Source organism: Paenibacillus sp. FSL M8-0212, assembly GCF_038004645.1.
Classification (GTDB): domain Bacteria; phylum Bacillota; class Bacilli; order Paenibacillales; family Paenibacillaceae; genus Paenibacillus.
On the sequence record NZ_JBBORP010000001.1, the window covers coordinates 4,924,083 to 4,943,151 of the forward strand.

At 46.9% G+C, this 19,069-nt stretch carries 18 protein-coding genes; 8 read left to right on the plus strand and 10 right to left on the minus strand.

Features of this window, described 5'->3' with window-relative positions:
• Positions 1-116: 116 nt before the first annotated feature.
• Positions 117-1,496: a right-handed parallel beta-helix repeat-containing protein gene (locus tag MKX68_RS21685; protein WP_340914056.1), complete on the minus strand. Its 1,380-nt coding sequence runs from the start codon at positions 1,494-1,496 to the stop codon at positions 117-119.
• A 156-nt stretch (positions 1,497-1,652) separates the two neighbouring features.
• The gene (locus tag MKX68_RS21690) at positions 1,653-1,775 is read right to left on the minus strand and encodes a hypothetical protein (RefSeq protein ID WP_340914057.1); all 123 of its coding nucleotides are present in this window, start codon (positions 1,773-1,775) and stop codon (positions 1,653-1,655) included.
• A gap of 246 nt (positions 1,776-2,021) precedes the next feature.
• On the opposite strand from MKX68_RS21690, the gene MKX68_RS21695 reads away from it, so the two are divergent.
• The gene (locus MKX68_RS21695) at positions 2,022-4,004 is read left to right on the plus strand and encodes an ATP-dependent DNA helicase (protein WP_340914058.1); all 1,983 of its coding nucleotides are present in this window, start codon (positions 2,022-2,024) and stop codon (positions 4,002-4,004) included.
• Positions 4,005-4,496: 492 nt separating this feature from the next.
• On the opposite strand, the gene cysK is transcribed toward MKX68_RS21695, so the two are convergent.
• The 4 genes from cysK to MKX68_RS21715 form a co-directional block, all read right to left on the minus strand.
• Positions 4,497-5,453, minus strand: coding sequence for a cysteine synthase A (gene cysK / locus MKX68_RS21700; RefSeq protein ID WP_340914059.1), 957 nt, complete (start codon positions 5,451-5,453; stop codon positions 4,497-4,499).
• A gap of 314 nt (positions 5,454-5,767) precedes the next feature.
• A complete protein-coding gene (locus MKX68_RS21705) occupies positions 5,768-6,151 on the minus strand; it encodes a hypothetical protein (protein ID WP_340914060.1) in 384 nt (127 codons plus the stop codon).
• Between the two features lie 469 nt (positions 6,152-6,620).
• A complete protein-coding gene (locus MKX68_RS21710) occupies positions 6,621-6,854 on the minus strand; it encodes a hypothetical protein (protein WP_017687536.1) in 234 nt (77 codons plus the stop codon).
• The gene (locus tag MKX68_RS21715; RefSeq protein ID WP_051447360.1) at positions 6,851-7,888 is read right to left on the minus strand and encodes a nucleotide-binding protein; all 1,038 of its coding nucleotides are present in this window, start codon (positions 7,886-7,888) and stop codon (positions 6,851-6,853) included. Before MKX68_RS21715 ends, MKX68_RS21710 begins: the two co-directional genes overlap by 4 nt.
• Before the next feature lie 948 nt (positions 7,889-8,836).
• Here MKX68_RS21715 and MKX68_RS21720 point away from each other — a divergent pair.
• On the plus strand, positions 8,837-9,571 hold the full coding sequence (locus MKX68_RS21720) for a YitT family protein (RefSeq protein WP_340914061.1): 735 nt from the start codon (positions 8,837-8,839) through the stop codon (positions 9,569-9,571).
• 125 nt (positions 9,572-9,696) lie between these two features.
• On the opposite strand, the gene MKX68_RS21725 is transcribed toward MKX68_RS21720, so the two are convergent.
• Complete coding sequence (locus MKX68_RS21725; RefSeq protein WP_340914062.1) at positions 9,697-10,167, minus strand: DUF2188 domain-containing protein; 471 nt, start codon at positions 10,165-10,167, stop codon at positions 9,697-9,699.
• A 391-nt stretch (positions 10,168-10,558) separates the two neighbouring features.
• On the opposite strand from MKX68_RS21725, the gene MKX68_RS21730 reads away from it, so the two are divergent.
• From MKX68_RS21730 to MKX68_RS21740, 3 genes are all read left to right on the plus strand, one after another.
• Positions 10,559-11,359: a lipid II flippase Amj family protein gene (locus tag MKX68_RS21730; protein ID WP_237174518.1), complete on the plus strand. Its 801-nt coding sequence runs from the start codon at positions 10,559-10,561 to the stop codon at positions 11,357-11,359.
• Positions 11,360-11,496: 137 nt separating this feature from the next.
• Positions 11,497-12,123: a TetR/AcrR family transcriptional regulator gene (locus tag MKX68_RS21735; RefSeq protein WP_340914063.1), complete on the plus strand. Its 627-nt coding sequence runs from the start codon at positions 11,497-11,499 to the stop codon at positions 12,121-12,123.
• A gap of 63 nt (positions 12,124-12,186) precedes the next feature.
• Positions 12,187-13,422, plus strand: a complete 1,236-nt coding sequence (locus tag MKX68_RS21740) for an MFS transporter (RefSeq protein WP_340914064.1) — start codon at positions 12,187-12,189, stop codon at positions 13,420-13,422.
• 102 nt (positions 13,423-13,524) lie between these two features.
• Here MKX68_RS21740 and msrA read toward each other — a convergent pair whose 3' ends face one another.
• Complete coding sequence (msrA, locus tag MKX68_RS21745) at positions 13,525-14,487, minus strand: peptide-methionine (S)-S-oxide reductase MsrA (protein ID WP_036614455.1); 963 nt, start codon at positions 14,485-14,487, stop codon at positions 13,525-13,527.
• Between the two features lie 181 nt (positions 14,488-14,668).
• Complete coding sequence (locus MKX68_RS21750; RefSeq protein WP_143781418.1) at positions 14,669-15,358, minus strand: TVP38/TMEM64 family protein; 690 nt, start codon at positions 15,356-15,358, stop codon at positions 14,669-14,671.
• A gap of 121 nt (positions 15,359-15,479) precedes the next feature.
• Between MKX68_RS21750 and MKX68_RS21755 the strand changes: the two genes are divergently transcribed.
• Positions 15,480-16,418, plus strand: coding sequence for a Gfo/Idh/MocA family protein (locus MKX68_RS21755; protein ID WP_340914065.1), 939 nt, complete (start codon positions 15,480-15,482; stop codon positions 16,416-16,418).
• 32 nt (positions 16,419-16,450) lie between these two features.
• Entirely contained in the window at positions 16,451-16,765 is a 315-nt protein-coding gene (locus MKX68_RS21760; RefSeq protein ID WP_340914066.1) for a hypothetical protein, read from the plus strand.
• 25 nt (positions 16,766-16,790) lie between these two features.
• Here the strand turns inward: MKX68_RS21760 and MKX68_RS21765 are convergent, their stop codons facing one another.
• Positions 16,791-17,609 (minus strand): AraC family transcriptional regulator, encoded by an 819-nt coding sequence (locus tag MKX68_RS21765; protein WP_340914067.1) that lies wholly within the window; start codon positions 17,607-17,609, stop codon positions 16,791-16,793.
• 190 nt (positions 17,610-17,799) lie between these two features.
• Between MKX68_RS21765 and MKX68_RS21770 the strand changes: the two genes are divergently transcribed.
• A complete protein-coding gene (locus tag MKX68_RS21770; protein WP_091028759.1) occupies positions 17,800-18,912 on the plus strand; it encodes a Gfo/Idh/MocA family protein in 1,113 nt (370 codons plus the stop codon).
• Positions 18,913-19,069 lie beyond the last annotated feature (157 nt).

Here is a 19,069-nt window from a genome sequence, read left to right on the forward strand (position 1 = left end):
AGCCAGCAGACAATACACAGCAATTCAAAAATCCCCTTCTTCATTACCACCGATCAGGCTGGCATGGGAGAGGGGATTTTGCTTTTAAATTATTCTTTTATCTCAATAACTACAATCTACCGTGCACCAATATTCTTACCCGCTGGCGTACCCGAACCAATCAAATCACTGCCACCCGCAAGATTTAGGAAATTACCCAAGACAGGTGTTCCGTCCGCGCTACGTGTTACCGAAGGCACGAGGGAGACAAAGTCTGCTGCGCTGGCGAGCAGGCCTTTGGCGTTCTCGCTTTTTTTGTTTTTCCACCAGACGTTGGTGCTGCTGACGTCGGTTCCACTTGTTTTGTCACTGGCGCCGCCTTGGAAGGACAGGTTGTTGGTGAAGATGTGGGTGCCTAGATCAAAGGCAAAGTTGCTTTGCCCATTATTCCAGGAGGTGTTATTTTTCATCTGGATCGAACCGGGATTACTGTTGTAGGTGAAGCCGTGCTTTTTATTGTTAAACGCAATGTTGTTCTCAACGATATGATTCACCGCAATCTTCTCGCCACCGAGCTTGAAGCCGTTGCCATCGCTGTTGGAGGTGGAAGTGCCGTCTGATGTTGCACCGTTCGCGTAGGCGATGCTGTTACGGATTGTGACCGCGCCAATGGCGCCTGTGTCCGTTTTGCTATACAGATCCCAGCCATCGTCCACGTTGTAGGCCGCAATACAACCGTCGAAGACATTGCCCGGGCCTACGGTCAGTTTGGCCGCAAAACCGTCTGCATCCTCGCCGTCATCCGGATCATAGTTGTTGTGGGAGTACGAACGAATCACTTCATTATATGCAGGCCATTCACTCTTGGCGGCTGTGGAAGCATAACGCCCCATTTGAATACCCGTATCCCGGTTGTGATGAGCCTCGATCTGCTCCAGGCGGTTGTAGCTGCCCCCGATGAAGATGCCGTTATCGCCTGCACCCTTCACCTCAAGCCCTTTGACGAACCAGTAGTCCCCGAACATCTGCAGTCCACGATTGGTGGAAGCGAAGGCTTGAGCTGAGAAATCAAAGACTGGTTTTTCCGATCCATACGCCACCAGGTTTTTGCGTTGGCTCGATGTTCCGCTGTTGCCACGTTCAATGGTAATGGTCTGGGAGAAGCTGTAGTTGCCGCCGCGTAGATAGATGGTCTTGCCTGGGGCGATCTGGGTTAATGCGTTAGCGAGTGACGTAGGGCTGTTGAGCGTCCCAGGATTGCTGGCTGAGCCGTTAGGGGCGACATAGAGATCACCTGCAGCAAGTGTCACACTTGAAGTAGCTGCTGCTTCTGATGGGTTATTTTGCAAGCTACTCTCGATCAGTTCCGCCGCACCAACCGACCCACCACCAATCAATAATAGAGGGAACGCGGCACTCAGACAGAGTTGGGCCATTTTGGATTTGAGGGAACGTTCCTTCAGAGAACGGGCAGATCGTGCAGATACATGAGTAGATGTGGATGGAAATAATTTCATTACGTAGACCTCCTTGGTTAATGGGAAATAGAATGCGTGAGCTGCTGTTGCTTTGTGCCGGACAGGTGAATCATTGGGGTAATTCATTGCGATTGGACAGAACCCATCTGTACAGCACAGCTTCATGGTAAATGTTGTAAACGTTATCATCAATAATCATTTGCTCAGATTGGTGCACAAGCTGACGTAGCAGGCTTCTCCGGTTCGAACGCCATGCATTGCATAGGTGGCACATAATCCTGCCATCGGTTCATCGCCCTCATTTAACAGTCCATCCACCCAAATGAAGGTACAAAGGCTCTCTTTTGTCCATAGATGACACCCAAACACACCCTTGATCCACCAAAATCAACCTCGGTATCAACCGATGACGATGGGGAAAAGGGCATTGGTGATTGCAAAAATACGTCCTTCATTTCTCGTGTCAAAAAAATGTTGTCATTCACGTCATGACGTGAGATAATTAACTTTTGCCCAGCGGCCTTTTTGGAACGGAAAATTGAAATTGGACCGCTTTGTCTAAGAATGGAGGCTGACCTAGGATTGTCTACACAACGTTATCCTTTTGCATATGATCCGGCTGAACCTTTTGTATCCCGTCTCGGGGAATGGGTTGCCGATGTTTTTTACGATATTTTGCCAGAGTCCGGCTTCGAGGTACGGGATGAACAGATTTTTATGGCGTACCAGCTCGAACGGGCCTATGGAGATAAAAAGACCATTATGGCGGAGGCCGGTGTCGGAACAGGCAAGACGTTAGTCTATCTGCTCTACGCGGTCTGTTATGCACGTTATACGGGCAAACCGGCAGTGATCGCCTGTGCCGATGAGTCCTTGATTGAACAGCTTGTGAAGCCCGGCGGAGATATTGCCAAGCTGGCTGCACATCTGGACTTGGAAGTGGACGCACGTCTGGGCAAGTCACCGGACCAATACGTCTGTCTGAACAAATTAAGTGCGATGCGATTTGCGGATGAGGATGCGCCTGTTATTGAGGAAGTGCATGAGAGTCTGCCGGATTTTGTGAACACGCCGGGTACACTTCAGGCCTTCCATCCATATGGTGACCGCAAACAGTATCCACATCTGAATGATCGTCAGTGGAACAAAATCAACTGGGACCCTTTCCAGGATTGTTTTGTTTGTCCAAAACGTCAACGTTGCGGCCTGACGCTGTCGCGTGACCATTACCGTCGTTCCAAAGACATCATCATCTGTTCCCATGATTATTACATGGAGCATGTCTGGACCTATGATGCGCGCAAACGTGAGGGCCAACTGCCCCTGCTGCCTGATCACAGCTCAGTTGTATTTGATGAAGGACATTTGCTGGAAGAAGCAGCCCTGAACGCACTGAGCTACAAACTGAAACACCGTATTTTCGAGGAACTCGTCACTCGCCTGTTAGAAGGAGAGATTCGTGAATCCCTCGCGGAGCGTGTGGATGAAGCGATTGAGAGCAGTGAGCGACTGTTTGCTTTGCTGGATACCTACACGGTGGCGATTCCGGGATCGGAACGGAAAGAAGTTCGGGTAGAGCCGCCACTGCTGCGTGAGATTGAACGTCTGACGAGTGTGCTGGATGCGATCGGTGAAGAACTGGTATTTGAGAGTGGATTGTTCTCGTTGGATGGTTATCAGATGCGTGTCGTGGAAGAACATCTGGACATGATTCAGTCTGCACTTGCTTTGTTCCGCAAGGAAGATGGTTACATCTGTTGGGCGGAAGAGAGCGAGGATGAGACAACCTTATCGATCATGCCGCGTACTGTGAAGGAAATGCTGAACGAGCGTGTGTTCAACACAGGTATTCCAATCGTGTTCTCCTCTGCCACGTTATCTGTGGACAGTTCATTCCGTTATGTGGCGGACAGCCTGGGTATTGATGATTTTGTATCATTCTCGGTGGCTTCTCCGTATGATTATGCGGACAAAATGAAGATGAAAATTACCAATGAAGCTGTACCGGGTCACCCGGAGAACGAAAATCGCATGCGTGATGCGGTGTCGTTACTTCAGGAGAGTGGAGGACGTGCACTGATTCTGTTCCGTACGATGGAAGAGCTACGTGCGTTCAAACAGGACATCGTTCATGTACCTGAAGCAGAAGGTTTGCGCTTTATGTATGAGGGCGACCGGGAGATCAGTGATCTGATCGCGGCGTTCCAGCAGGATGAGGAGAGTGTGCTGTGCTCCGTTAATCTGTGGGAAGGACTGGACGTTCCAGGTCCGTCATTATCCAATGTCATGATCTGGTCGCTTCCGTATCCACCACAGGACCCTGTCTTCAATGCAAAACGCAGTGCGTCGGCAGCACCATACGAAGAGATCGATCTTCCGTATATGCTCTTGCGTGTGAAGCAAGGTCTCGGACGTCTGATTCGGACAAGCACAGATTTTGGTTCCGCGGTCATTCTCGATGAATCGCTGTATACCAAAAAGGAAGCCAAAGACCGCATTGCGGCCCTGCTTCCTGAAGGTGTGGAATGGACAACCCTGACACACTAACCAGCTTACGTTAAATGTTCTTGCTTTATTTTTAATGATAAAGTTTCTTACCAAAATAAGTTCTTGTTCTCTGCGGATTCACCATCCGTATGTGAGCAAGAGCTTATTTTTTTATTTTGATGGTTCCTTCAATGTACTTCTCGTCCCTTTTTTTCGAGGGATTGTCCCTCGCTCCTCGCTACCAATCGCTCCAACATTCTAACGAATCCACCCCACCTTATTAGGGTGATAATGAAGAGATGTAAATTCTAACGAATCTCAGTAACGTTATCCCGCCGAAAATAGCTTTTCAACCTGGAAATCGACCGAATTTGGAGAAATAACGTCGCTGTGATTCGTTACACGTCAGACCTGCGCAAATAGGAGCGAATAGCGTGTGTCAGGTTCATTAGAACCAATGACCAATAAGCGCTAATAAGGGAGGGCCTCTGTCATGCTCATGATTTATGGGAGATGGAAGCCCCTTTTTGATGTGTACAGATTTATGCTGTGTTAAAAAATACCCATGCTCAGATACCGTTCCCCGGTATCCGGCGCAATGCAGAGCACTCGGTGCCCCGGCCCCAGTTCCTTCGCGATGCGAAGGGAGGCCCACACCGAAGCACCAGAGGAAGGGCCGAGTAACAGCCCTTCCCGGGAAGCAAGCTGCCGCATCGTATCCAGTGCGTCCTCATCGGACACCTGGATGATGGCATCCCACACGTCGGTATTCAGGATGTCCGGAATGAACCCGGGACTTGTACCGACGAGCTTGTGTGGTCCGGGTTCGCCACCGGACAACACCGGAGACCCTTTGGGCTCCACCGCATAGATGCGGATGTCAGGTAACTGCTTTCGCAGTTCTTCTCCTGTCCCGGTAATGGTTCCGCCGGTTCCCGCCGTCGCGATGAAGGCATCCAGCTTGCCTTCCATCTGTTGCATAATCTCGGGAGCCGTCGTGATCCGGTGAATGTCCGGGTTCGCCTGATTTTCGAATTGCTGCGGAATGAAACTTCCCGGAATGTCTGCCTGAAGTTCTTTTGCTTTGTGAATCGCACCAGGCATCCGCTCCGCGGCAGGGGTGAGCACCACATCTGCGCCGTAGGCTTTCAGAATGTTGATGCGTTCCTTGGACATATTGTCCGGCATGATCAGAATAGCTTTATATCCTTTGGCGGCGGCATTCATCGCAAGACCTATGCCCGTATTGCCACTGGTTGGTTCAATAATGGTTGCGCCGGGTGGCAAGTGTCCCGCAAGTTCAGCCTGAACGATCAGATTGTATGCGGCACGGTCTTTGACGCTGCCACTGGGGTTGAAGTATTCCAGTTTCACGTATACGTCAGCGGAGTCGTTGCCTGTGAGTCGGTTCAGTTTAACGGCAGGTGTCTGGCCGATCAGTTCGGTTACATCTGCGGCAATGCCTGTATGTGCGGGTGTTTGTTTAATCGAATGTGTATTCAAATCCATGAAGTACAGCTCCTTGATTGATAAGACGTTGAGCGTATATCCAGTTGAAATCGATTCATGCCTTATTGGAATGGTTGGATATCTCTATTCCATCTTAATGAACGTAACCTTCCGTGGTCAACTTGTTTTGCTGGGGATGGATATTCTAAGGCTCAGACTTAAAGCAGTAATGAACATCAACAATTAGTGGTAGTGACGTTTTGTAATGGATTCAAGCGTAACTTTAGATGGTGAGCAGGTTGATCATATCCATCTGATTTAGATGAACAATAGAAGGGGTTCGCATACCCGGGTTCAATATTGTCAGAGTTGTATCAAGTCTGCGCCAAGTCCATCTGCAGATGCCGACTGAGTTCTTTTTTGACTTCATTGCGTGCGAATGTCCACAGCATATAGAACCGTTGCCAATACCCTCTGCACATATACAGAGTTTCGATTCCCTCGGCTTCCCGTTTCTCTTCCAGTACTTTGACACCGCGGGTTCTCATCTGTTTACGAAGGGCCAACATCTCCTTGAGCACATTGTTCTGAATGCGGGTCAGCGACAGAATGTAGACTTCAGGCATCTTCAACAGCAGCGTATCCAGTGTGTGAATATCTCGTTCAAGTACATCCAGCAAAAGCGTGCGCACAACCAGACCTTTGATCAGACGGTGGTCTTCATCCGCAGGGGATGGGGCGAAAGTTGAGGATGTCATATGTTCACTTCCTTAACCTTTAATTGGAATTTTATATTTACAGAACATATGTTCCTATATTATAATCAATATATGTAATGGAGATACACAATACAACCGAGAAATATTGGAAGCACACATTACCGCATTTTCCTAAAGGTACAGATAATGAATGAAGCTAGGGATTTAGGGACAAGCCTGCTCCAAAATAAGGTATAATTTATGGGTTTTGCAGGAAACCTAAGGCCATAAACCAAATAAGCCTTATGCAATGCAGTCTGCTACAGAAGTGATTACAAGCAATGAATTACTGCAATGAATTGCGATAATGATTCAAGGATGCCTTACATTTAACACGATGGCACCAGGTCAACGAGTAGAAGCAGTTTTATTTTTAGCGAAAATGATCAACAAAAAAGCCCCTGCCTTGGGCGGCGGGGCCTATGGAATACTGCCGATTCAGCGGCAGATTTGATGATGTGTTCAGAAATTAAGCAAGATATTGAGGCTTTTCGTAGAACGCCTCTTTTTCAAGGATGACCTTATAAGGTCTTTCCTTGCCCTTCAGGGAGGGCCCAATGGTAGTTAGCGGTACGGCCGGCTTGTGGAAACGATCTTCTTCCTTGGGTTCCGGAACCGGTCGTGATGATTCGGGCGCAGAACTGAGGCGTACCTTTTTTTCGCTGCCCCAGCGCTTGCTTATTTTTTTCGTTTCCGGTTTCATTCCGGTTCGCCTCCTAACAAATCGTTGATGGCGTTGAACAGTTGACGATTCTGTAGGTCAATCTGCTGAAATACCGCCTCATCCGCTTCAATATGTCCAATAATGTGAACGGTGATTACATACCTCTTGGCTACAGGATAGCATAGCAGATACTCTTTCTCAAGGTAATCATCATACAGGTTAATCTTGATTTTATTCTCCCGGTAAGAATCAATCACCAGGATGCGCTTGGGATCATCCGGTTGTTTGTCGTCGTTAGCGGACAAGTCATACTTTCTCCCCGGTTCTCCAACATTACCACATAATTGCTCAATATAACCACTGTCATCTGTACGGTATATGGCTGTGCCACGTACCGCGAATGGAGGATGAGAGACAAAGGCAGTACGCAGGGCATCGCTCATTCGCTCCAGCATCTTGGCATCTGCTTTGCGGGTACGCAGCAATTCCCTAAAGAACCGCAGCAACTTAAGCAGTTGTAACCTTGCTTCTCCCTCAGTGCGTTTATGCTTCTCAATGATGTTCTCCAATTCTGGATCACTCCAGCGTCCTTGTTCCTCAATACTGTCTGCGATTTTGGAACATGCGACGGATACAGCTGGTGCCCACTTTCCGTCAGAACGGATTTCATATACGAGTGGATTTAATCCCAGCAGATCTGTGGGCATACGCAATCCTTCGACCTTGGTTGTGTCCTTGATGTCTGTAATATCCTCAGGAAGAATGAAAAAAATACGTTTTCGTCCCAGACGACCCATAAACAGACCCATTTCCAGCATTGTATTATCCCGGACCGACGCGTAGTACTTCCCGCGAATTTTGGATATATCATCCGGATGAAAAATAAAAATGGCAAAGTCAGTCGTACGGACCTCTACTTCCAGATCGTCCATGGTATAGCTGCTTGGATTAAAAACCCCGGAATACCAAGGGGTAACTTCGGCTGAAAAACGTAAGTTTTCGTGTACTGCGGCTGCAATCGGCTTCGCTTCCAGCGAGCAGCCAATAAAGACTCTTGGCTTTAACGTTTTCATCAATCCGCCTCGCTTAAACGGTAGTGGGATTCAATTGTTATATTATACCATAAACAGCAGAGTAAGTCTGGAAACGTCTGAACTGGACAAAGAATAAGCCGATTACGTTTGCTATAGTGTATGTATGAAAGGAAAAGGATTCCTTTAAAAAGCGCAAGAAAATAAAAAAAGGCCCCAATTTGTCACAGTTGGGTGACTGACAGTTATTTTTGGAAGCTTTGGTCATAGAATAAAGGAGCAGGTTGCACCATTAGCAAGCATTGCTTATCCTGGTGTTGCCGTATGACTGCTGGAGCAGTCCAAAGGCTGCTTTATGCCCGTTTTTGAGGGGTCTGCTGTTTAGACCCGGTCACGTTGGTGTTATATAATAGAAGAACAAGCAAGTTAGCTTTGGTGTTTAAACTGAATGAACTTGCAACTGCTGTAAGTTGGATTTACAATTTACACAGGAACGAAGAGTGCAGAACCCATCTATAGAAGTGAAGCGTTCGCCTGAAAGCTTTTTGAATGAAAGCAGCTTCGGAAGCATAAGCGATCACCGGATTTTCCCCAGAGGGAAAATGGAATTCCAAAAATCCGGGGATAACCGCGATCAAAAGAGGGTACTGTAATCCAAGTGTAAGTGTACAATTAAATGTTCAAGCTTATGCATTGTAGTTATTTTTCAGTTTAACTGAGCACAGCTAACCACAACAGAACAGAAAGGATCAGGATACCATGAGTTCCCGAAGGACAATCTCCCCAAGGACGATCTGGAAACGTTACGATCTCTCATACACATAGCGCCCCTTGTAGAGTACACCAACCGGTTCAAAAAAACGGCTGACTCTGCGAAAGAGGGGATTGGAATGAATATTCGAAGGACGTACACGATGATTTCTTCCAGGCTTACCTTTTGCAGGGTACGGTCGGTCTAAAAACCAACCTACAAACTGCGAGGGAACCTGAATGAAGAGAACATCGTTAACCTTACAACACGTTAAAACAGAGGCGATCAAATTCGCCATTATGCTACTTGGTACATTTATTTTAGCTTTTGCTTATTATCACATTAACTTTCAGAATCATTTATCGGAGGGCGGATTTGTTGGTCTGGCCCTGCTCGGAAAATACGCAACAGGCTTATCACCTGCTATCGGTATGTTGTTACTGGACATTCCGGTCATGATCCTGGCTTGGTTCCTCAAAGGCTGGAAATTCATGATTCAGGCTTTGCTTGGCGTCGGTGCATTTTCCCTATTCTATGACGGCTTTGAACGATACTCCACACTGGTATTGTCGTTTAACGGAAATCTATGGATTCCGGCAGTTCTATCCGGTATATTGACAGGGGTAGGCGCTGGGATCGTGCTTCGATTCGGTGGAGCGACAGGCGGAGACGATATTCTCGCCGTGCTGGTTAGCCGCTGGAAGGGATGGAAGCTGGGAACAGTTTTCTTTGTCAGCGATGCTTTTGTATTGGGATTGTCGCTTTTCTTTCTTCCGGTAAAAGAAACTTTATATACGATTCTGGCCGTATGGATTGCCAGTAAAGTCATCACGTACGTCGTTAGTGTTCCGGCTCGCGGAACCGTGGTTACAACTTCGACTGTGAAATTGCCGATGCCATCGGCTGCAGCCAAGGCAGTTAACGCTGCTGCTATTTCACAACGGACTACGGTGGCTAGAGGGGTATCCAATTAACCATACGTTTCAGAACAACCATAACCTGTATGCATCATATTCAGGTCTTGATAGTTAAAGTTCATACAAAATCCCTTTAGACTGCTCTTCAGCAGCAAAAGGGATTTTGTTGTTTTCCGATTCATTCAGGACTTGATCGAAGAAGCAATCTGACCATCCTGATTATGGATAATCGCTCGAATATTTTGTTTGCTGCTCAGTTCTTTGGCCTTATCTACAGCTTCTGCCTTAGTATCGAATGTCGACAGATAGGTAGACTTTCCTTCTTCCTTGATCGCCCAACCGGAGTCGGTAGGCACGACATGGATGTTGTCATGACTTTTGGACGAAGAAACGGGCTCGGAATGACGACGATCCGTGGAAGACGACTTTTTGTGGTCCGAATGATCGGAAGAAGATGTGGAATCCGATTTCGAACTTTCCGGTGCGGGATGATTTTCAACCCATTCTTCCGCCTTAGCTGTCGCTATAGCAATGGAGCGCCCTTCCTCATACCCGTCATCGAGCAGAGCATTGGCAATCTCAATGGCTTTATGTCTAACACGTGGTTCCAGGTTCTTCATGGAAACCGGATAATCCTGTTTGTTCCAAGGCATATAAACCCCTCCTGTACGATGATGGATTAGTTGTATATTACCCTGTGAGGGGAGGGATAAACGATGAACAACTGAGGTCGTAAGTGCATTTACCGATGATCTATATAAATTGAAATAAACATTTACACAAAACGGAGAGGACAGAAAAAACCTGAAGAAGCGGAGTGTTCGCCTTTATCCCCGGATTTACCCTTTCTAAAAGGAATCAAAAAATCTGGGGATAACAGCGATCGGAAGGTTGTTCTGTCATCGGAGTGTCCAGTGTAAACATTCTTTAGTTCAACTTATATTGAAGGACCTCGTTCCTATACTTTTGCAAGCCAGAGGAGTATAATGCTGTCCATGTAAGAAATAAGTTCAACAAAAGGAAGATAAAGGAGTACATACACATATGTTTAGTCTTAGCCTGGCAATCCCTATGCTGTTCACCATGCTGATTCATGCCGCAGACAGCTTGTCATACGCGCTGCGTCTTGGAGGGCTTCGCACCCGCAGAATTGCGCTGGCCATTTCTTTGGCGGGTATCTTGCTGCTGGTTTCTCGAACCTCGAATATGGCCCAGGGCCCAATGGTAGGTAATCTGGTGGATACCGCAACACGTGGAGCCAATCCACACTTTGCGGCACAGCTACACTGGTTAATGGGTGCGGCAACGATTGGAACGGCATTAGCCATATTGTGTTTTCCAACCATGGTGAAGCTGTCTTCGAGAATGGTTGTACATTTTGAAGCAGCCGGTTCTATCCCAGCAATGGTTCGCGGTATGCTGAAGCGAAGCAAGATTAGAAATGCAACGTATTACATCACCCCGCCATCCTGGAAGATGGCGAAACGATTGGTACAACATGGGATGCCAAGACGGTTAATGATGTTGAATGTAGCGGTAACCGCAATCTACACCACAGGTGTCCTGTCCAGCTTATACGCAGCGTATCTTTACCCAGGGCAGGCTGTAGCTGCATCCCAATCAACCGGGTTGATTAACGGGATAGCGACTATTTTGTTAACCATCCTGATTGATCCGCGGATTTCTCTGCTCAGTGACAAATCATTACGTGGAGAGATCCGTTTGGATCGCATGAATCAGATTTATGGTTGCATGCTCGTGTCCCGTTTATTCGGTACACTGTTGGCACAGTTGTTATTAATTCCATTTGCGTATTGGATTGGTTGGATTGTAAGTATGATGTGACGACTTCTTTCCTGAATTGTAGCCAGGCACTCTCTTGTACATCTTCTGAAGTAGCAAATGAGAGGGTGCCTGTGCACTTTGAATTGACGGGGGGATTTTAGCTGTGATACTATTAGACCGAATAGTCGGTTTAATTTATGGAGGTTTTTCCAATCGAAGTCAAACGAAGAAAAGATGTTACCCAGATAAAGAAAGACATTGCACGTAATACCAAGGAACTGTTTGCCCAAAAGGGATATAGTGCAACTTCCATGGAAGACATATGTACGATTAACAATCGGAGTAAAGGCAGCATCTATTATCATTTCAAAAGCAAAGAAGAGTTATTCATGTATCTGATCAAGCTTAACAATGAAGATTGGATGGATGCTTGGCTGGACAAAGAATCCGGGTATAAGACTGCCATAGACAAACTGTACGGACTTGCTGACCATTATGTAGATGATTTGGCTAACCCGCTGAATCACGCCATTAACGAGTTTGTCTCGGGTCAGGTCGTCAGTCAGGAGATGCTTGATGAGATGCTTTCCCTGATCCGTATTCCGTATGCGACATATGAGTCCATTATTACTAAAGGGATGGAAGATGGGGAGTTAAAACCGGATGACCCACAGGATGTAATGCACATTATCTACGGTCTGTTTAGCGGATTGACTACGCTCTACTATGAGAAGGACCTGACGGATATTCGTCGTATTTACCACAAAGGCATGGCCAGTCTGCTGGCAGGTATTCAAAACGTTAACCATGAAAAGCTGATGTAACTGTCAGTTTTTCTTTTTAAATATTAATAAACCGGACAGTCGGTTTAAAAGAGGAGATGGAGAATGAACACATTGTTCAGAAACAAAGCTTTTTTAATCGTGACAGGGTCTGATCTGCTGCAAAATCTGGCGATATGGATCCGAAATATGGCAATCCTCTATTATGTGATGGATCGAACTCAGGGAAGTCCGATAGCCGTCTCGCTGATTACCGTACTTGAATATGCTCCGATTTTTGTTTTCTCCATCATTGGCGGTGCACTTGCTGATCGCTGGAATCCCAAACGTACGATGATACTGGGGGATATTCTGAGTGCGTTGTCTATTGTCATGATTATTGGCGTCTTATCTTCTGGGTATTGGCAGATTCTATACGTAGCCACGTTTGTATCCTCTATCGTTAGCCAGTTTTCTCAACCATCCTCTCTAAAGATTGTGAGGCGAAATGTAAAGGGAGAACATTTGCAGTCTGCAATTGCTATTACACAGAGTGGTCAATCGTTGTTTTTAATTCTCGGACCAATCGTCGGAACGTTTATATACACTGCAATGGGGATTCAGGCGTCCATGTACGCTTTACTCATTCTATTCCTCACCTCTGCGCTTCTACTCACATTTCTGCCTAAAGATGCCACTCAGCGGGAAACAAATACCTCATTATTAGCGGATATCAAAGAGGGCTGGCAATATGTTGCTCGATCTCGCTCGTTAAAAATGCTTAGTCTGGTATTCATCTGTATAGGGCTTTCTGCGGGTCTCATCAGCCCACTTGGAATATTTCTGATCACCGAACGTTTGGGACTTGAAGCAACGTCGTTACAGTTTTTGTCTGGTGCATCTGGAATAGGTTTATTGATTGGAGGAGGTATTGCGGCTGCTGTAAGTGCCAAGCTGAACCAGACCTTAACTCTGCTTGTAGGTGTGCTGTGTCTGGCTGTAGCCACGATGGGGGAAGTGTTATCCAGTTGGTTCTGGCTGACTATTGTCATCAGCTTCTTAAGCTCAATCAGTTTGGCATTCATCAACGTCATCATCTCCACATACTTGGTCACTCGGATAGATGAGCACTTGATCGGGAGAGTGAATGGCACCATCACACCTTTATTCATAGGAAGCATGCTTCTTGGATCTTCAATGGCAGGTGTACTGATGAACAGCACATCCATTTTTATCGTCTACGCAATCTCGGTTACCGTGATGATCATGGGTATTGTTCCAGCGATGCGAATTCAATTTGGTAATGATCAGACGGCTCCTGCCAGTCAATTGAGTTCGGAAATCTCTTCGAGCCAAATCTAATCAATGCATTCTCCTGTAACATTAGTTCGTCTATTAAAAAAAGAATGTACATCAAAAAGCAGCGGGATCATCCCACTGCTTTTTTTGTATTTGTATTAAAACTTATTGGAAAAGGACGGCGTACTCACCGTATCCTTCTTTTTGCAAGTCTTCTTTGGGTACAAAACGAAGTGCAGCAGAGTTGATGCAATAACGCATTCCACCTGCTTCGGCAGGACCATCGTTAAACAGGTGACCCAGATGGGAATCCCCCTCACGACTTCTCACTTCGGTACGAATCATGAAGTGGCTGAGATCAGTTTTTTCCTTCACGTTGTGGTCACGCAATGGACGTGTGAAGCTCGGCCAGCCGCAGCCGGAGTCGTATTTGTCGGTAGAACTGAACAATGGCTCGCCAGATACGATGTCCACATAGATACCATCACCGTGGTGATCCCAGAATTCGTTATGGAATGCAGGCTCGGTCGCGCTGTTCTGCGTAACTTCATATTGAAGCGGCGTCAAACGCTCTTTCAGCCCGTCTTTATCCACGTTACCGGTCCAGTTGCGTTCGATGAAATCTACACGTCCAGAACCTTTGCTGTAGCGTTTGTAATGGGCAGGGTTCTTCCGGTGATAATTTTGGTGATGTTCTTCCGCTTCATAGAACGGTTTGGCTGGCAAAATCGGAGTGAAGATTGGTTTGTCAAAACGTCCGCTTTGTCCCAGCTCCGCTTTGGAAGCTTCCGCAATCTGGCGTTGTTCTTCGCTGTGATAGAAGATGGCCGTCTGATAGGAAGATCCACGGTCATGGAATTGCCCACCTGTATCCGTAGGATCAATCTGCTGCCAGAACAGTTCAACCAGTTTCTTATAAGGGAAGATGGCAGGGTCAAACGTAATTTGCACAGCTTCTACATGTCCTGTTGTCTCCGAGCAGACCTCTTCATATGTTGGATTCTCGGTATGTCCTCCTGTATAACCCGATACGATCTTGTGAATACCGGGCAGTTCTTCAAAGGGGGATACCATACACCAGAAGCATCCGCCTGCAAAAGTTGCTAACTCACTTGAATGTTGTTCCATGCTATAGTCACTCCATTTCTGATGAAGATTTAGCGCTCGTGTTCGAGCTCCAGCAATCTACCGTTTTATTAAAACTTGTTACACAAGCATTAGGCTTGCTCTTCTATTATATCCTGAATTGGCAAGCCAACCAAGCCGGAATGAAAACAAGCTGAATCTGAACGGTTTGCGAATTCTGAATTCAGGCTTTGTTGCGTGACCGAAAGCGAAATAAGAGTAATACAATGGCCATGAACACCAGATATCCGGCAAGGATGGCCAGGCTCAGCCAGATTGAGGTTTCAGCTTGTGCACCTGCATAGGCAAATACAAAAATCGCTGGCATTTTCCCAATGGCCGTGGCAAGCATGAAGACCCAGAATGGCGTGTACGTTATACCTGCGTAGATATTAACGGCCATCTGAGGCACGATCGGCAACAGTCGCATCGACATGACACCCATGAACGGATGTGCTTCCATCCATGTGGTAAAACGGTTTAGACCCCGAATACGTTCGAGGTACGATCTCGCCTGATGTCTGAAGATGGTTCTTGCTCCGCCATAAACGAGCATGGCAGCAAGTGTTGTGCCAAGCCAGCATATCCAGGCTGCTGTGGTGGTACCGTAACTGTAACCAAAGGCGATAATAACAAACTTATAAGGAATGACAGGCACAAGTGCAAACAATGTTGCCATGGCGAGTAACAGCGGAATGGACTGATGGAGATCGGTCCAGGCCAGCAGTTCATATCTGTAAATAAACGTGACTCCTGCAAGTAAAACATATAACAGAAGCCATAACCATTTTCGCAAAATCCCAAACGCTCCTTTCAGATCAGGCAGGTCTGGTCGTGTCCCGATCTGTACTGCTGTTCCTCCTAAGTTTACCACGTTCGCCCATTGTCTGAACAATTCGTACGAAGTGTGCTGCAATCACTGGCAAGTTGCTGTCCGAAGGGTTACACTATAGGACGTGGAAATATAGAACCGAACTGAAGGTGGAGTGATCATCATGGAAACAACCCAACGTAAACGAGTTGCAATTATCGGCCTCGGCGATATTGCACGTAAAGTATATTTGCCGCTGTTAACAGCTCATCCGAACGTGGAGATTGTAGGCATTATGAACCGATCTCCAGAGCCGGTCAAAGCCGTTCAGGAGGCGTATCGATTAGAACGGGGAACAACGGATCTGAAAGAACTGTTGTCCTGGGATCTGGATGCCGTGTTTGTACATACAGCAACGGAAGCGCACTTTGACATTGTCATGCAATGTCTGGAACAGGGATTAGCCGTGTACGTAGACAAACCGTTATCCTATACGATTCGGGAGTCGGAAGAGATGACTGCTTTTGCCGAGGCACAAGGGCTGCTACTGGCAGTGGGCTTCAACCGCAGATTCGCACCGATGTATCAAAAAGCAAAAGAATGGATGCAGGGTGGAAAAGGTTTTGAATCCTTGACAGTGACCAAACATCGTACAGGCATTCAGGATCGTCCTACGGCAGAAACCATCTATGATGATCTCATCCATATGCTGGATCTGATGTTGTGGTACTCGGATCATAATGTGGAGTTGCTTCATCAATGGATTCGGAAGAATGATCTGGACAGACTGCTTCATGCAACCGGAACGGCCAAGCTGGGCAGAACAGCCTACGGTCGATTCGATATGGTGCGTGAAGCTGGGGCAGATCTGGAGAAGATCGAATTGCATGGTGGTGGACGATCTGTTGAAGTGCTGAACATGGACACGATCAGCTGCATGGAACAGGGGAGTCTGGAAACCAAAGAAACGTTCGGGAGCTGGGACACTGTGTTAGCACGCAGAGGTTTTAGCGGAGCAGTTGATAATTTCCTGGCTTGTCTGGACTCACCTGATGATTGCCTGATCAGTGCAAGTCATGTCATGGACAGTCATGAACTGGCGGAACAATTGATTCGCAAATAATTGCAGAATACACATACGGAGGAATACAAGTCATGGATGAATATGAAAAGGAACGTAATAAACAGATCGAGGAAGCTGTTGTAGAAACCTATAAACAGGAAGAAGAGATGATGATCCTCGTATTTGCCCAGTGGTGTGTCAATAATGGTTTGGACCCGGAAGAGATGTACCGGCAAGCCTACCCGAATCAGCAGAGCAACGAGCGTTTGCAGCAGATGCAGAAGCTGATTGTATCCAAGGAGGAAGCCGGTGAGATCCCGGATGATACGGTACTTGGCGTGTTGTCCATGTTTGGCAATGAAGATCTGGCGATGGTTGTATCCGAGGCCATAGCCGCGCGCAAATAAGTTCAACTTACGTATACTGGTATGATTACATCTGTTCCCGGTGAATGACGCGGAATTCCTTCGGGGACATGCCGAACCGGGAACGGAATACCCGATGGAAATAGGTATAGTTGTTAAAGCCGGAAGACTCAGACACTTGCTCCAGGGTCATTGGACTGAAAATAATCCGTTCCCTGGCCATGTTGAGCCGTACGTCAAGCGTGTATTGCATGATGCTTTTGCCAAACGCTTCTTTGAAGAGATGAACCCCCCGTGAGACACTGATGCCAATATGTGTTGCCACATCATCGAGCTTGAATAAAGAGGAAGCGTTTTCTTCAATATAGTTCTTGATCTCATAAGCCACATAATTGGTGTTGGTTATCGTTGGATGCTCCGCGAGCAGACGATCCACTTCGAGACATAAAATTCGCATATAATAACTTGAAATTTCCGGATAAGGATTGGAGATGCGGCGCTGCTCCAGTACGAGCTGTCGAAACAGGACCAAGAGGCTTTCCGTCAGTTCGACTTTGATCCGGGTCGGCCGTTTGTGACGCTTCCACCACTCATCCACCCAGGAACCATTGAAGAAGATGTGATAGTCACCACTCTCCACCAGTTGTTCTCCCATCGGATTGGTTTCATTGTCTATTCTCAGCTCATAGGGCTCGTCAGGATCAAAAAGAAGCAGATCGCCCGCATCTACCAGGGACATGTCCCCGTCTATGCGTGCACGGCAACGTCCGTCTGTTTGCAGTCTTAACAGGTAGTTCTTCACCCCTTCAGGCTGCACCATAGCGTAGGGTTTACGATGAAATGAAAAGCCTGCTGTAAGAACTTGGCAGGTTTGATCTGTCGGCATGGGCATACTCCTTGCAATTTGAAAATTATGACCAGATAGTTCATGTTTCAATCATATTATTCATTTTAATTGAAGCTGAAACGGAATACCATAGTATTAGATTTAAGGAAGAGGAAACATCCAACAAAACATATGTATCTCAACCATTCAAACGCAGATTTTCACCATGCGTAAGGAGATGAACGTCACAGTGGAGAAAATGAAAGCAGGCATCATCGGGTGTGGTAACATCAGCGCCATCTACTTGGAAAATCTCAAAAACAACCCGGTCATTGAAGTCGTGGCTGTTGCGGATTTGATTCGTGAACGCGCTCAGGAACGGGCAGATGAATTTAATATCGCAAACGTTTACAATGTAGATGAGTTGCTGCAAAATAACGAAATTGAACTTGTGTTGAACCTTACGGTTCCTGGAAGTCACGCCATGACCGATCTGGCTGCACTCGAAGCAGGCAAACATGTGTATGCCGAGAAGCCGCTGGCAATTTCTCTTGAGGATGGTCGCAAGGTTGTTGAGCTGGCTGAGGAAAAGGGATTGTATGTTGGTTCTGCACCGGACACCTTCCTTGGTTCAGGCATACAGACAGCTCGTAAAGCCATTGAGGATGGGCTGATTGGCAAGCCGGTTGCAGCGACTTCATTCTTTATGGGTGGAGGACCAGAAGCTTGGCATCCCAATCCGGAGTTCTTTTATGTTGCAGGTGGCGGACCGATGTTTGATATGGGACCTTACTATCTGACCGCTCTGATTACGTTGCTTGGACCGATACGCAGAATCAGCGCCTCGGCAGGCATACAGATTGCAGATCGCAAGATTGGCTCCGGACCGAAGGAAGGTACAGCGCTGCAAGTAGAGACGCCTACCCACTTGGCAGGAACCATTGATTTTGCAGAAGGGGCCATTGCAACGATGATTACCAGTTTCGATATTCGCGGAGCTTCGGATCTGCCACGTATTGAAATCTATGGTACAGAAGGTACGCTTAGTGTACCGGACCCCAACTATTTTAACGGGGAAGTGAAGGTTCGCAGATACGGTCAAGACACTTGGGAGACGGTCAAACCAGTCTTCGAAAGTGGACAAAACGAACGAGGCATCGGCGTAACGGAAATGGTTGAATCCATTCGTGCCGGACGGGAACACAAAGCCAGTGGCAAGCTAGCTTATCACGTTCTGGAAGCCATGCATTCATTCCAGCGTTCTTCACTTGAAGGCAAGCACGTACATCTGGAGAGCAGCTATGATTCTTTTGCAGTAACTCGTACAGTTCAAACTGAGATTGAAACCGTGGAATCCCACTAGTCTGAGTAAAAAGTGTTCGAAGCTTGATGCTCTTGCGAGTGAAGCAGAATAACCAGTATTCTTACGTTCAATTTCAGGATAGAAACACTCTCGATTTTCCACACTAATCAAACAGGCATGTGATCTGAACGGTAATTGTATACAGTTCAATATTCAT